The sequence below is a fragment of the Agromyces sp. NPDC057679 genome (assembly GCF_042799635.1).
Taxonomy (GTDB): Bacteria; Actinomycetota; Actinomycetes; order Actinomycetales; family Microbacteriaceae; genus Agromyces.
In genome coordinates, this window is the sequence record NZ_JBHVIK010000002.1 from 926,821 (window position 1) to 940,170 (window position 13,350).

The following is a 13,350-nucleotide window of genomic DNA, read 5'->3' on the forward strand; positions in this document are numbered from 1 at the left end:
ACGCAATCGAGGCTGCAAGGCACTGCCCCTGGTGGCGCAAGGGGGAAAGAGTCACGGAGACTCGCCTTCAGTACCTTCGCGTTGTGAGTGCCCGCGCTCGCTAGGCTCGGCGTCGTGGGCGAACGCGACTGGGACCCGAATGAGTGGCAGGCGCATTGCACCGAATTGCTGACGATTCACTACGGCGTCCGTGTCCAGATCTTTCCAGATCGCGTCAATGGTGACGGCGGCCTCGAAGCATATGTCGCAGACGAGGGGATCGCCTTTCAGTGTTATGCGCCTGAGTCACCGTTTGGCGTTGCCGATCAAACCGCGAAACAGCGAGAGAAGATCCGTTCCGACACAAAGAAGTTGGTTGATAAACCAAAGCAGACGCAGGAACTCATCGGCGAGGCGAATCAGATACGTGAGTGGGTACTCCTTACTCCCGTGTTCGAAGACAAAGCGCTCGTGGCGTACGCCGGTACAAGGTCCGTGAAAGTGAGGCTTGAGGCTGCGGAGCACAGCTGGTGTTCACCCGATTTTCGAATATCGATTCACGACGAGACTCTCTTTGCCGTGGCGCGGGCGAAGTTGCTTGGTGCGCAATCGAATCTCGTACTGCCTGTTAGCTCACCGGTCGATGTTTCGGTCATGCGCGCATCTGGCGAGATCGAACGAACGCTTGACGACACACTCCGAATGAAGTTCGGCGCTGATCAGAGTGTCGCTGTGAGGCCCCAGCTGCTTGCCCAATACACCGACGAGACGTTGGGCGATTACTTCCGAGGCAAGATCGAGATGGCCCGTCTCTTGCGGGAGGCTGGATCGGTGCACCAGTCGGTCGTCGAGTGCGCTGAGTTCGTATTTTCAGGTCTCGCTTCTTCTATCGCCGAATCGGATGACCGTCCGCTCATCGTGGTGAAGGCGATCCGAGAGCAGCTGACCGCACTCATTGCATCGCGCCTACCTCACCTTGGCAGTGATCTCTGTGCGCGATTGGCTCGGTTCTACGTCGCGTCCTGGTGGATCGAATGCCCGCTTCAGTTCGAGGTCGCCAATGTCTGACTGGACGCCGAAGGAAGTTGCCAACGCCGAGGAAGTTAGCGCCTTGGAGGCGTTGGAAGCGCCCACATCACCAGTCAGGCTCAGGCGGGTCCCGCTTCCGCTGGAAGGCGCGGAAAGATTCCAATGGCGACTTGCCGCAGTCTTGATTGCCCTTCACGCATGTCGCGGTAAGAGCGCCACAGTTGACCAGTTGCACACGCTGGTTTGGGTAATCAACGACCCGGCGAACGCCGACGTCGTTCGGCTGGCATGGGAGGGGCGGAAGCCATCCAGGCGTGCACGAGGCTATGTCAGTGGCCTGATGCAAACTTTGCGGGTCGCGCATGCCGAGGGTCTGGTGGAGCAAATGGCCAACGGGAGGCAGAAGCTCAGTGCCGCGGGCATTGCACTCGTGCGGAAGATGCGCCAAGAAGAGATATCACTAGGTGCTGGTGATGAGTTGCTCACTCAATTGAGCCCGATTTCGTCGGCGGACATGTCTCGCAGACTCGGAGGACCGGTGGAATGACTTTTCGATATCGCGGCATCGAACTCACCGTGACGACGGCGACTCGTTTCGCATCCTATTCTGTCGATTTTGCCGACGGTTTGAATGTTGTTCAGGCCCCCAACTCTTGGGGAAAATCAACGTTGGTGCAGAGCCTCGTTTATGGATTAGGGCTCGAGGGAGCATTCTCGGCGTCTCACCTTTCGCCGCTTGGCGAGGCGATGACTAGCGTTATTGACCTCGATGGGCAGCGAGAAGCGATCACCCAGTCCTCCGTTACGGTGACCCTGGAGAACGACCACGGCGAATTGCTTCGTGTACGCCGCTTCCCGCGCAGCCTGGAATACGACTCCGAGCTCGTCCAGACTTGGTTCGCTGATCAAGCGAACAAACTTGATGGCGCGCCACGGCGTGACATGTATGTACGCCAAGGGGGTAGTGCGACGCATACGCTGGGCTTCCATCGATACCTCGAAGAATTCGCAGGGCTCTCGCTACCCAGAGTTCCTGGCTTTAACTCGGATGAAGTGAAGCTGTACTTGGAGGTGCTTTTCCCGCTGTTCTACGTCGAGCAGAAGTACGGCTGGTCTGGACTCGCGCCGAGGGTTCCAACGCAGTTTCGAATTCGCTCACCGTACCGTCGGGCTGCGGAGTTCGCGTTGGGTCTTGGGACACTCGAACGGTTGAAGGAACGAGAAAGCCTTAGCACCCGGTTGGTAGAGACGAAGAAGTCTTGGGAAGAGAGCAGCGCCGAACTCAAGCGACTGGTGCTCGGCCAAGGGTGGGAATATGTAGCAGCCTTGTCTGACGGTGGACTCATTGAGGAGAACTCGCCGTTTGGTCGGCGCCGAAACGACGAGTGGGTTACTGCGGAGGATGAGGTCGAGGAACTTCAGCGCCACCTGGCGGGACTCGACGGAGCGAAGCTTCGCACCGTCGGCGAGGATCTGTCGTCCTCACAGGCCAAGCTGCGACATGAAGAAGGGGAGGTCGCGCGTCTTTCCGGCAGATACCGAGCGCTTAGTGAGCAAATGACAACGGCAGATGCTGAATTGAACGCTCTTCAGGTACGTCAAGAGGAGCTGGAGCATTCACGAGAGACGCTCATCGACGTTAGGAAGCTTGAGAAGCTTGGCAGTGAAATCGACTCGCGCTCGATTGCCAGCGCTCATTGTCCGACCTGCGCGCAGGCCCTGGACTCCGCCTCGGTCGCGACTGGGATCGTCTTGGATGTCGCAGCAAATCTTGCGCTTCTCGATGCTGAACGAGCGACACTGCGGCGGATGTTGGCGGAGGCCGGTGCTGATGTTGATGTCGCCGCCGCGCGGCTCGGCGCAGCGCGCGTTGCGCTCAACGAAGCACGTGCTCGGGTGCGTACCCTCAAGGATGAATTGACGAGTCCGACGGACTCACCCAGCGTTGCGCAGATCGAGGAACGTTTGGCCGCGCGCGCGCAGCTTCGGACGGCCGAGTCGGTTCTGGCCACCGCGTACGCAATACTCGACGACGTAAATCGCGACGCGAGAGCAATCGTCAGTCTTCAACAGCAGCTCAGGGCGCTGCGCGGTGACGAGGACGCGCAGGACCGAGCGATTGTCAGAAGGTTTTCTACGCGGTTCACAGAAGCACTCGGCCGTTTCGGGCTTCGAAGCCTTCCCGTGGGGGAGGTCACCATTGGTGAGGACAGCCTTCTTCCCGAACACGATGGATTCGAACTGTCATTTGATATCCGACATGGTCTTTCCGCATCCGACACCATCAGGACAAAGTGGGCCCACTACGTCGCCATGGCAGCGACGGCCGAGTCCGAACCAACTGGATCCTCGCTGGGAGTACTTATCTTGGATGAGCCTCGACAGCAGGAGGCCGAGTTCAGCAGTGTGCGCGCTCTTTATGCCGAGCTCGCGCAGGTCTCCCACGGAACACAAGTCATTGTTGCAAGTAGTGCAGATAGCCAGGAGATGAATCAATTGCTCGCTGGCCTGAACGTAAATCTCGTGGCGAATGTCGGCGAGCATATGTTCAGCGAGGGTGTTCCGCTCACTCCCTAGGGCTTCGTGCGAGACCTGCCCTGGCGACGGAGCGGGGCCGGCAGGCATTCCGGCCTGGCTCAAAACGGTCGAGAAAACCAAGGAATCGTCAGGATGGCGCCACTCGGGGATCGGAGTGCCGTTCCGCGGAGATGACGCCCGCCTGCTTCAGCTTGAGGGTTCCAACCCTCCAACGATCCAGCGTCGGCTGTTGATGGCGAGTTGAGTACTGAAGGGAACCTGCCATGGTCACGGGCGCAGCACCCGGCAGATGAGCTCGACCCTGAAACGATCCCGGTGCTCGTCGATGAACCGGATCATCTCGTCGAGGGTCGGTCGAGCTCCTTCGCGAAAAACACGTTCGCGGCCGTGAGGACCTCGTTCGCCTTGCGCAGCTCGGCGTTCTCACGCTTGAGCCGCCGGTTCTCCTCGAGCATGTCCGTGCTGACGCCTGGCGCACGCCCCTCGTCAACCTCAATCCGACGCGCCCAGGTGCGCAGAGTCTCCGGGCTCATCCCGAGCAGCCCGGCGACATGGCGCACCGCAGCGGACTTGTTCCTGTGGTCCGGCATCGCTTCCGCGAGCATCCGCAACGCACGTTCACGCATCTCGGGTTCAAACTTCTTCGGCATCGTCATCCATCCTGAATCAAAGGACGGCACGAGACCCAGGCCGAATCTCAGTCACCTCAGGCGGGTACGTACGCCGGTCGATGATTGGCCGCTGAATCAGTCGACGATCCGATCCCCGTCGCGTCAGACAGGCCAGTCCTTGTGCAACTCCGCACCGATGCCGATTGAATCCAGGTCATTGACCACTTGGCTCCACAGGTCGCTGAAGATCTGGTCGGCGTCGCCCGTCCACTGGTTCGGTATCGGGGTGGGGGAATCGACCGCGTAAGACACGACGTATCCCGGAGCCGACGAGTCGTCCCAATCGACCGAAACGTTGAGTGTGGCGTGCCGCAGCACGACGTCGTCATCGCCCTCGCCGAATCTGTCGGCGACGTACTCGTATTCGTAGGCGAATGCGTACGAGTCGTCTTGCTTCATCGAACGCAAGTACTCGTCTTCGTCTTCGAACTCTTCGCCAGTCCAGTCATTCACGAATGACACTCGAACCACCTCTCAGTTGGCTCAGCCATCAATACGACCCTGCCGACACTACTGAATGTTCGTCCGCAGGCCGGTCATCGAGTCACCCGTATTTCGGGTCGAGCCCCACGCACACCGGTACGCGAAACGTGATGGCCGTATACCCCGCCTGGTGGAGAAGCCCGGACCGGCACGCCAATCGCTATAAGCCTGGCTACACGATCAACCGGGGTCTCAGCTCGCATCTCGTCGTGATGTTATCCCGCTCGCCCGCGCCTTCCAGGCGGCAGCAAGCCACGCTCGCGAGCCTTCGTGATCCAGCCCTGAGCAGTCGAGAGCGCAACCCCGTTGATCTCCGCCATCGTCGCGCTCGGGTTCTTGTCGCCCTTCCGGGAGAGGTGGCCGTGCTGCAGGGCGACCAGCTCGTAGAAGTCGGGCGTCTTCTTCGGATCGCCGAGTGGGTTGAGCAAGTCGCGCTCGCTGACCTTGTGGCCTGAGGGCAGAACGATCCTGCCGCCGGATCTCGTCTCGGTGCGCTTCATCGCGAAGAGGCGCTTGTTGATCGCGGCCTCGATGCGGGCCGTGGGTAGCTCGCGGAGGAGCTGGCTCGTGATCGGTTGGCCGCCCCGCCAAGGGAGGTAGATGACGCCGGTGATGCGCACTTCCTCCGGTACGGCGAACGTCTGGCGTTGCAGGCGGATCATGACGCGTGTGTGCGTCGCAATGTGTTCGATGTAACGCCAGCGGCCGTCGATCGTCTCGTTCTGGTCGGACACGGCAACGCGGAACTGCTCGGGCTCCGCGGTGAGCCATCGGTCGTAGCCGAGCAGCTCGTCGATCTCGAGCGACGGGTCGTCACCGCGGTCGCCCGGGAAGTTGAGATGCAGGTACCACCCTTCGGGGAGGTCGTCGGCAACAAGGAGTCCGTCTCGCGACTGGTCCGGCCACTGGGGAGACTCGGGTGGGTGCATGGCACGAGTCTAGCCACACAACTCAGATACTTGCCGAAACCCGCGCGAAGTGATAATCTCAGGTACTTGCAAATAGCCGCGCGTGGGTCGGCATGCACGAGATGCCAGCCGGCGGCCGATGAATCGAGGGGAGCGTCATGGCTGACACCGCGTGGAGGGTGGAGTACCTAAGCCGAGTCGAGGCGGCCGAGCGGTGCCGCATCCCGGTCTCGAGCTTCGACAAGCTGCGCCACGACGGGCTCATCCCCGAGCCCGACGCACGCATGGGCAAGCACCTGCTCTGGAGCGCCGACACGGTCGACGAATTGCTCGCGCGGGGTGGAACGGAACACTGATGGCCGGGCGGCCGACGAAGGACACCCCGTCGCGGGTCGATCCGCGCACGGGCCGGCCGCTGCCCGAAGGCATCCGTTGGCGCGCCGACCGCCAGCGCTATCAGATCCGCGTCGTCGGCCCGAGCGTCGAGGGCGGCGCCGCCGAGCGATCGCGCACCTTCTTGACTCTCGCTGAGGCGAAGCGCGAGCTCGCGAAGATGGTCGCCGGCCGCAACCCGAACGGCTCGATGACGCTCGACCAGTGGTACGACAAGTACTGGCCGGCGATCGAGTCGTCCATTCGCCCGGCGACAGCTCGCAGCTACGGCGTGGCCTGGCGGCTTCGCGTGAAGCCGAGCCTCGGCCGGCACCGGCTCGACGAGATCACCTCTCCCATGATCGAGTCGGCGATGGTCGCGTGGTCGGGTGGGGCATCCGCCAAGAACGACGCGCTCGCGGTGCTCTCGCGGTTGCTCGACGGCGCTCGTCGCTCGCGGTTCATCGACTACAACCCGGCCCGCGAGGTGAAGCGGCCGAGCATGCGCGAGTCGATCTCGCCGGTGTCGCGCGCGCTCACGCTCGAGCAGATCTCGACGCTGCTCGATCTCATTCCCGATGGCGTGTACCGCCGCTACTTCGCCGCGCTCGTCTACACAGGCATGCGCGCGGGCGAGGCGACTGCACTGCGCGTCGGCGACGTCGACTTCGGGCGCGGCGTCATCCGCGTCAGCCGGTCGCTGAGCCCGGGCATGCGCGGCGAGCTCATCGAGCAGTCGCCCAAGAGTCACAAGTCGCGGGATGTCCCGCTGATCGACGCGTTGCGTCCGTACGCCGAAGCTGCCGCGCATGGCAAGCGGGGGAGCGACCTGCTCTTCGACGGACCCGACGGCGGGCGCCTCACGAATCACAACGCCCGTCGCGCGGTGAACTGGGAAGAGTTGCGAGAGGCGATCGGCCGGCCCGACCTGCGCATCCACGACCTGCGGCACACGTTCGCGACGATCCTGTTCGACGCCGGCGCCACCGCACCCGACGTGCAGGCGACCCTCGGCCACTCGAGCCTGCAGGTCACCGAGCGCTACTCGCGCGCTCGTGAAGGCGTCGCGATCCGGGCCGGCGCCGCACTGAACGATGCGCTCAAGCGGGCCGACGAGAGCAATGCCAAGACGCCCGACCACGAACCAGAAATGGCACAACGCCGAACCAGGCGAACACTTAATGGCACATTAATGGCACAACCTCACCGGCGGCCCCGCGGAATGTCCCGCTGACACGAAAAAACCCCCGGTAAACCGGGGGTTTTGACTGTGGCTCCGACCGGCATCGATCCGGTGACCTTTCGATTTTCAGTCATCCTGGGCATGGTTGGCAGTGCTAGGCAGGACGACAAGAACGCTGAATTTACAGGCGTTTTGGATGACTCACCATGACGCGAAGTTATGTTGAGTATCGGTCGTGTGTGCCCAAAAGTGTGTCCAAATGCACTCACGGCTTTCGTTTGCGTCCGCGCGACTGCGCAGACTGAATCTCAGTGGAGGGCTTCCGTAGGTGCGCTTCCACCTCGGAGCGGTAGAACCGCCACGCCCGCCCAACACGGAAGCCAGGAATCTCGCCCGACCTTGCGTGGAGGTAGACCGTCTGCGGGTGCAGCCCGAGAATGGATGCAACTTCCGCAACGTTGAGTGCTTTCTCATCAGTCATGGTGCCAGTGTGCGACTTGCGGTCCTACCGGAACCGGCGGGGTCTCCCTGACGGCAGCGCCCACGGGTCGTGCTGCTTGACCCCAGCGTCGCGTACCTCGGACAGGTAGAAGCGCCACGCGCGGCCCACCCGGAAACCCGGAATGCACCCCTCGGGCGTCGGTCGCAACTCAGACGCCTTCGCGTACACCGTCTGCGGATGTACCCCGAGGATGGACGCCAGCTCCGCAACTTTGAGTACTTTTTCGTCGGTCATGAGTGCCAGTGTGCCCGTGGAGTCCTTCCTTTTACCAGCGCTTCCCCGTATGGAGATTGGGCATCCGAATCGAGTCATCTAGTCTGCTCTGATGGTTGACGAGATTGCTTCCACGGAGCCGAACTGCCCGAACTGTGGAACTCGCGCTGTACCGGCGAATGGTCTCTACGTTTGCCGCACCTGCAAGGTGCCGGTTCTCCCCAACCTCGACCTCTGAACCTGACTGTCGTCACCGCGCGACATCAACCTTGTACCCGCACGAAGAACGCCCCGGTGTTCCGCAGACAACGCCTAGCGTCAGCAGCATGCCGCCACTCCACGACATCCTCACCCCAGCCATCAAGTCGCTCCTCGCAGACAGACAACGCTCGATGGCTTGGCTCGCGAGAACATCGGGGACCCCATACGCGCGGCTCTACGACAAACTCCGATACCGACCCGGAAGCATCTCGGTGAGCGAACTGCTCCTCATATGCGAGGCACTCGAGATCGGCATCCTCGACCTCTGGGAAGTGGAACCATGACGCGGCTCGCCTACACGATCGAAGCCCTCGCAGCCGAATGCGGGAAGTCCGAGAGCTACATTCGACAGCTCATCCGCGACAACTACCTCCCGGCGAAACGTCTCGGGAAGTCGATGCTCGTGCTGACCGAAGATTGGGCGGCGTTCCTGGACTCGTTGCCTGACGTGGACTAGGGCTGTCAGTGGCCCGATCGTAGAATCGAGGGCATACCCGCGCGCTCCATCGGCGGCATCGACGCGTTCAAGCGTACGAGCACAGTGCCCCCTCTCGCCGGGCGGCGAGGCGGAGGCACTGTGGCGGGTGAGGGCTAGAGTGTGCGGGAAGTCTGGCCGGAGGCCGGGACGAATCCCGACGAGACTGCCGCGCGGAATGCCCGATCCCATTCGGCCCAGGTCACCGTGGCTTGGTAGCCGGCCTGAAGCGAAAGCACGTCGGCAACATCCTTGGTTGCAACCACAAACCAGAACCCGGGGCCGACTACCGCCCAACGCTCCTTCGGAGTGGCGGTGGCGTCGTTGGCGTACAACAGGAACATCTGATCATCCTTCTTTCTTCGCTCTGGTTCTGGTTCGGACGGTTCGGGTTCCGCAGCGAGACGATTCGCGATGTAGGGAATCGGGTCGAAGCGCGTGTCGCCGCCACGGGTGCCGCCGATGTCCCAGCCCATCGTGAGGTGAAGGTGTGGATCGTAGGACTCGCTGTGGGTGCGTGTGCCGCCAACTTCGCCGATGATCTGGCCACGGCTGACGGTCGAACCCCAGGCCATGGGCGACTGGACTCGCTGGTGACAGTACCCCGAGAATGCTCCATCACGATGCCGAAGTGAGAGCACCCACCCGAGACCGTCCCACCAATCGTTGTAGACAACGGTTCCACTTGCCACAGCAGGAATTCCCGTACCGGCGGTGCCAGAGCTGCCGCCGTTGAAGTCTGCGCCACGATGTGGGCGTTTCGGGGAACGCCAAGGAGGATCGGTGTTTCCGAACGGGTCACTGGCGTCGTACCAGGCAATCGGGAATGGATACTGATACTGAACGTACGGCACCGCGGACGCTGCTTGGGCGAACCATGCTTCGCCCGCCACTGCTGCTATGAAGGCTGTCGCCGACACTCCAACAAAGCCGCGACGCGAGAGTCCTTGTCGTGGTTTCGCTTCTGGAAGCGCTTGCTCCACTCATCCTCCTCTTCGAGAGTGATGCTCGAAATTCGAGTATGGAGGTTTGATCTACGTAGAGAAATACGCCCCAGTCATGGTGTTTAGGGGGGCATTGTCTGCTATGCCAAGCACCATTCGTTGGGCACCTCGCCTCGTAGTGTCGGCGGGACGCGCGTAAAATCGTGATCATTCCCGCGCGGGCCGGCGCGCTCCACATTCGTCCCCACGAAGGAGCCCCGGCCCGTTGCGCTACTGGTCACCGAACCTCAGATCCGTCACCCGAGGCGAATGGGTGCAGTTCGACGGCGAACGCCGCATCGCGATCATCCGCGAGATCTCCGCCGGCACCCCGCCGCAGCCACTTCTCCGGGACGACACATGGGCGCCGGTAGAGGCCGACCGCGACTTCCTCGGCTACTTCCCGATCGACGCGCTGCGCCTCGCAGCGGAGATGGTCTGGGAGGTGTACCAGGCTGCTCTCGCAGCTCGGAAAAGAGGAGCCTGCCGTGGCGTCGCGTGACGAACCGAACTGGCATCCGATCCTCGCAGCCGTAGAAGGCCCGGTTGGGATGTGGCGGATGATCGACACTCTCGGCGAGGAGTACGGCCGCATACGCCTCGTGAGGCGCGGGGGAGAGGTCGGGTACCGTGCCGAATGCAAGGGCCAGCTCGTCGGCTACTACCTGACTTTGCGAACATCCTGCCGGCAGGTACACATGACCTTCGTTCGCGAGAACAGTCGCTCCGGGCGTGAGTTCGTCGGCGGCTACCCAAGACGCACCTCAGCAGGGGACTGAATGGCTTTCGGAGATCGACCGAAAGTAGGCGTGAGGCCCGAGACCAGCGGGGTCACCGAACGATCGGAAGATCAACATGTTTTCACCAACGGGACCACTGTTCGACTGGCAGATGGACTGCACACATGACAAGCGACGATGGGAGAAGACCTGGCACGGCTTCGTGCTCTACGAGGTCTGTCTGCAGTGCGCCGCGCAAGACCGTCGACCCATCAGTGGGAGGCGTGACCTATGGGGCAGCTCTTTGCTTGCGAGCTAGGTGGTGGGACCGCGTAACTGCACGGGCTCAGTCGTTTGCGGACCTGATCAGTTCAACCAATTGGACCGCGCGGGCACGCAGATCGTATGGCCACTCTCCATCTGGCCAGCTTTCGACTGCATTGCGTGCAATCTTGATCTTGTCGACGGACATCTTGAGCCTGGTCTTTGAGAGCGGGTTCTCATACTGTCGTGCTGACTTCCCCCTGGTAATTAGAGCGGAAGGATGCACCTCTCGAATCGCTTTCTGAAGAACCGCCTCGGGCACGTAGTTCTCGATCGTGTAGCACTTCGTGACCCACGCGAAACCCGGCCCGGACTCTTCGAACTCTTCGCGGATGCGCTTCTTGGTGGCGTTGATGTGCTTCTGCGCGGAGGTCTTATCGCTGTCAATTACGATCGCCATGAAGCGGTTCAGCCGGCGGAGCGAGATGAAATCCTCGACCTCTGGGTCATGGCTAGTGAGGTGACTGAGAAGGCGCCCACCGTAGAACATGATCGAGTAGTGGGTACCCTCCACGAGACTCGAATCGATAATTCGAATCCACTTGTTCACATAGATTCGGTCAGATGGGCCTTCTACCCAAATGACGGCGTTCGCTTGAACAATGTCAGATGACTTGTAGCCGAGATCAGCGCAGATCGCCGCGCGATCACGCGGGTGCCCTGCGTACGATACTTCGGTTCCGTCGCCAGCATTGCGCGCGTGGAACACAGAGGCTGTCTCACTGTCGAGCATGTGCGCGGAGTGCGTAGCGATGAAGTACTGATTAGAGGTTTGAGTCCGCAGATAGTTGATGAGCTTTCGCTGCAACGTGGGATGCAGATGGATTTCGGGCTCTTCCAGGCAAAGAATCGAGTCCTCCACGACAGTGGCCGCTGTTGCAAGGATCACTACCTCGTGGATGCCCGTGCCGAGGTTCTCGAGAGGGAGAGTCCGACCCGATTTCGTCACATGGATCGTGCCGAGGTCATGCGGTACCTCGATATCGACGTCTTGATCGTCAAGGACGGCTCTCACGAAATGGCGGATCTTGTCGAACTTGAGCTTGTCCGCCCGTCGATCCATTCTCGGGTTCTGTAGCTCACGGAGACGGCGGATCAGGTTGGTGCCGCTGAGATCGGTTTCACCTTCATTGGGTGCTTGAATTTGACGAAACGCGACGACCGTCCGTGCCGTAGGCAATTCTCCGGAGGTGAGCGTCGGTGCCAACCGCATTCGCATCTTCGCGATGACGTCGGGGATAGTACGTGCGTGTTGAATCCCGAGGGAATCCAACAGTTCGGCCAGGCCGTTAGCGATCCCGTCCCGCCCCGCAGGATCGACCACATTTTGCCAGTTCTGATCGTCGAAACTCCAGCGGCCCGTCGTCAATGACTGCAGGCGTGGACTCTCGTAGTCGAACCACGTCAGGTCTGCATCAGAGATCGCCGGCAGGTGAAGTAGCTGCTCGAGCGCGCTTCGTGTCCGGCCATTTGTAGCCGCTTCGACGCTGTCCATAAGCACATTCGGCGAGAAGCCGATGGAGAACCTAAGGGCGGTCGTTCCCGCACCGATTGGAGCGTCCCATTGCCCTGAGAACGCAGTATCGGACTGGCCCTCTTCCGACGCGAAGAGTGCATGAATATAGCGAAGGATGTTCGATTTGCCAGTGTTGTTCTGTCCCGCCACAAAATTGACACGCGACAGGGGCGCGAGTTGCACCGGCGAATCGGCCAAGAGGCTTCGATAGCCGCCGAGACGGATGCCTTCGATCAGGTCCATCAGGTCATGCTGCCAGAACGTCCGGCGAGGAATGGGGACCGTCTTGCCCCCCGAACGTGGGTCAGTGTCGCAGTTCGCGAGGCGAGCCGGGCCACCCCTGAATGTGGGCAGGCAGGGGGGATGGTCTCCCGCTAGTCTGCTGGAAACGGAAGGCACCATGTCATATCAGCAGCCGTCGTATCAGCCGCAGCAAGTGATCTACCAGCAGATCATCAAGCCTCCAACCAACGGCGTCGCGACCACCTCGATGGTGTTCGGCATCGTCGGTATCGTCATCGGCGTATGGGCTTGGATTCCAATCCTCGGCCTCGGTTCGGCGATCATCGGGTTCCCGCTCGGCCTTACTGCCGTCATCACCGGACACATCGGTGTCGGCCACGCAAACCGGATGGGCGGCGTTGGAAAGTCCGCGGCAATGACCGGCCTCGGCCTTGGCTATGCCACCGTCGGGATCATCACCCTGGTCACCCTGTTCTGGATCATCATGGCTGCAGCAAGCGCTGCGAACAACGCCGTCAACGGAGGCTGAGGTTTCGCACTGGGGGCTAGGTGGCGGCCCTCGTGGAAACACCCGTGCAAGATTCGGATCGGCCCACTACGCTCTGGCCATGGCCGAATCCATCGAAGACCGCCTTGACTACGTCGAAGCGCAGGTGATCTCCCTCAGCGATGTCGAAACGAAACTCAAGGACATCAAGGAAGTGCTAGGGCGAGTGAGTGGCATCCTCCACGACCTAACGAAGGATCGGGACGACGCGGACGAGTATGCCGAGGACATCGACCGCATTGATGCTCTCGTGGGACTGCTCTAGGGCTTCCGTCGATGCTCTAAGCGCGCGGCACTCCAGACAGATCGAGTGTGCTCGAGCTTCGCGGCCAACTCGACAGTCGAACCGCCGTTCAACACCCGCGACAAATGCAGTCGATACAGTCGCCGGTACTCCTCCCAGG

At 61.4% G+C, this 13,350-nt stretch carries 18 protein-coding genes and 1 other annotated feature; of the genes, 11 read left to right on the forward strand and 7 right to left on the reverse strand.

The features are described 5' to 3' along the window. The first annotated feature begins 114 nt into the window (after window positions 1–114). Genes ACFVAJ_RS11110 through ACFVAJ_RS11120 form a run of 3 tightly spaced genes read left to right on the forward strand, consistent with a single transcriptional unit; the run spans window position 115 to window position 3,585 of the window. The gene (locus ACFVAJ_RS11110; RefSeq protein WP_376944066.1) at window positions 115–1,047 is read left to right on the forward strand and encodes a hypothetical protein; all 933 of its coding nucleotides are present in this window, start codon (window positions 115–117) and stop codon (window positions 1,045–1,047) included. Next, complete coding sequence (locus ACFVAJ_RS11115; protein ID WP_376944068.1) at window positions 1,040–1,555, forward strand: hypothetical protein; 516 nt, start codon at window positions 1,040–1,042, stop codon at window positions 1,553–1,555. Before ACFVAJ_RS11110 ends, ACFVAJ_RS11115 begins: the two co-directional genes overlap by 8 nt. Next, complete coding sequence (locus ACFVAJ_RS11120; protein WP_376944070.1) at window positions 1,552–3,585, forward strand: hypothetical protein; 2,034 nt, start codon at window positions 1,552–1,554, stop codon at window positions 3,583–3,585. Before ACFVAJ_RS11115 ends, ACFVAJ_RS11120 begins: the two co-directional genes overlap by 4 nt. Before the next feature lie 223 nt (window positions 3,586–3,808). Next, window positions 3,809–3,924 (reverse strand) — a sequence feature (AL1L pseudoknot). Here the strand turns inward: ACFVAJ_RS11120 and ACFVAJ_RS11125 are convergent. The 3 genes from ACFVAJ_RS11125 to ACFVAJ_RS11135 all read right to left on the reverse strand — a co-directional run bounded on the left by ACFVAJ_RS11125 (window position 3,882) and on the right by ACFVAJ_RS11135 (window position 5,629). Further along, window positions 3,882–4,196 (reverse strand): transposase, encoded by a 315-nt coding sequence (locus ACFVAJ_RS11125; RefSeq protein WP_376944072.1) that lies wholly within the window; start codon window positions 4,194–4,196, stop codon window positions 3,882–3,884. (Overlaps the previous feature by 43 nt.) Before the next feature lie 123 nt (window positions 4,197–4,319). Then, a complete protein-coding gene (locus tag ACFVAJ_RS11130) occupies window positions 4,320–4,670 on the reverse strand; it encodes a hypothetical protein (protein ID WP_376944074.1) in 351 nt (116 codons plus the stop codon). Window positions 4,671–4,915: 245 nt separating this feature from the next. Next, entirely contained in the window at window positions 4,916–5,629 is a 714-nt protein-coding gene (locus ACFVAJ_RS11135; RefSeq protein ID WP_376944076.1) for a hypothetical protein, read from the reverse strand. Window positions 5,630–5,766: 137 nt separating this feature from the next. On the opposite strand from ACFVAJ_RS11135, the gene ACFVAJ_RS11140 reads away from it, so the two are divergent. After that, a complete protein-coding gene (locus ACFVAJ_RS11140) occupies window positions 5,767–5,964 on the forward strand; it encodes a hypothetical protein (RefSeq protein WP_376944078.1) in 198 nt (65 codons plus the stop codon). After that, window positions 5,964–7,214, forward strand: coding sequence for a tyrosine-type recombinase/integrase (locus ACFVAJ_RS11145; RefSeq protein ID WP_376944080.1), 1,251 nt, complete (start codon window positions 5,964–5,966; stop codon window positions 7,212–7,214). Before ACFVAJ_RS11140 ends, ACFVAJ_RS11145 begins: the two co-directional genes overlap by 1 nt. A gap of 214 nt (window positions 7,215–7,428) precedes the next feature. Here the strand turns inward: ACFVAJ_RS11145 and ACFVAJ_RS11150 are convergent, their stop codons facing one another. Both ACFVAJ_RS11150 and ACFVAJ_RS11155 read right to left on the reverse strand, forming a co-directional pair. Further along, complete coding sequence (locus ACFVAJ_RS11150; protein ID WP_376944082.1) at window positions 7,429–7,644, reverse strand: helix-turn-helix domain-containing protein; 216 nt, start codon at window positions 7,642–7,644, stop codon at window positions 7,429–7,431. Window positions 7,645–7,668: 24 nt separating this feature from the next. After that, window positions 7,669–7,977, reverse strand: a complete 309-nt coding sequence (locus ACFVAJ_RS11155) for a helix-turn-helix domain-containing protein (RefSeq protein WP_376944084.1) — start codon at window positions 7,975–7,977, stop codon at window positions 7,669–7,671. Window positions 7,978–8,204: 227 nt separating this feature from the next. On the opposite strand from ACFVAJ_RS11155, the gene ACFVAJ_RS11160 reads away from it, so the two are divergent. Beyond that, a complete protein-coding gene (locus tag ACFVAJ_RS11160) occupies window positions 8,205–8,423 on the forward strand; it encodes a helix-turn-helix domain-containing protein (RefSeq protein WP_376944086.1) in 219 nt (72 codons plus the stop codon). Then, window positions 8,420–8,596, forward strand: a complete 177-nt coding sequence (locus ACFVAJ_RS11165) for a hypothetical protein (protein ID WP_376944088.1) — start codon at window positions 8,420–8,422, stop codon at window positions 8,594–8,596. Before ACFVAJ_RS11160 ends, ACFVAJ_RS11165 begins: the two co-directional genes overlap by 4 nt. Window positions 8,597–8,730: 134 nt before the next feature. Here the strand turns inward: ACFVAJ_RS11165 and ACFVAJ_RS11170 are convergent, their stop codons facing one another. Continuing rightward, the gene (locus tag ACFVAJ_RS11170; protein ID WP_376944090.1) at window positions 8,731–9,597 is read right to left on the reverse strand and encodes a M23 family metallopeptidase; all 867 of its coding nucleotides are present in this window, start codon (window positions 9,595–9,597) and stop codon (window positions 8,731–8,733) included. A 226-nt stretch (window positions 9,598–9,823) separates the two neighbouring features. On the opposite strand from ACFVAJ_RS11170, the gene ACFVAJ_RS11175 reads away from it, so the two are divergent. After that, entirely contained in the window at window positions 9,824–10,099 is a 276-nt protein-coding gene (locus ACFVAJ_RS11175; RefSeq protein ID WP_376944092.1) for a hypothetical protein, read from the forward strand. Next, window positions 10,086–10,376, forward strand: coding sequence for a hypothetical protein (locus tag ACFVAJ_RS11180; protein ID WP_376944094.1), 291 nt, complete (start codon window positions 10,086–10,088; stop codon window positions 10,374–10,376). The genes ACFVAJ_RS11175 and ACFVAJ_RS11180 overlap by 14 nt, the downstream gene beginning before the upstream one ends. Window positions 10,377–10,662: 286 nt before the next feature. Here ACFVAJ_RS11180 and ACFVAJ_RS11185 read toward each other — a convergent pair whose 3' ends face one another. Beyond that, the gene (locus tag ACFVAJ_RS11185) at window positions 10,663–12,399 is read right to left on the reverse strand and encodes an AAA family ATPase (RefSeq protein ID WP_376944096.1); all 1,737 of its coding nucleotides are present in this window, start codon (window positions 12,397–12,399) and stop codon (window positions 10,663–10,665) included. A gap of 157 nt (window positions 12,400–12,556) precedes the next feature. Here ACFVAJ_RS11185 and ACFVAJ_RS11190 point away from each other — a divergent pair, with 157 nt between their 5' ends. Together ACFVAJ_RS11190 and ACFVAJ_RS11195 are read left to right on the forward strand one after the other, a co-directional pair. After that, entirely contained in the window at window positions 12,557–12,928 is a 372-nt protein-coding gene (locus ACFVAJ_RS11190; protein WP_376944098.1) for a hypothetical protein, read from the forward strand. Window positions 12,929–13,007: 79 nt separating this feature from the next. After that, window positions 13,008–13,211 (forward strand): hypothetical protein, encoded by a 204-nt coding sequence (locus tag ACFVAJ_RS11195; RefSeq protein ID WP_376944100.1) that lies wholly within the window; start codon window positions 13,008–13,010, stop codon window positions 13,209–13,211. The last annotated feature ends 139 nt before the right edge of the window (window positions 13,212–13,350 follow it).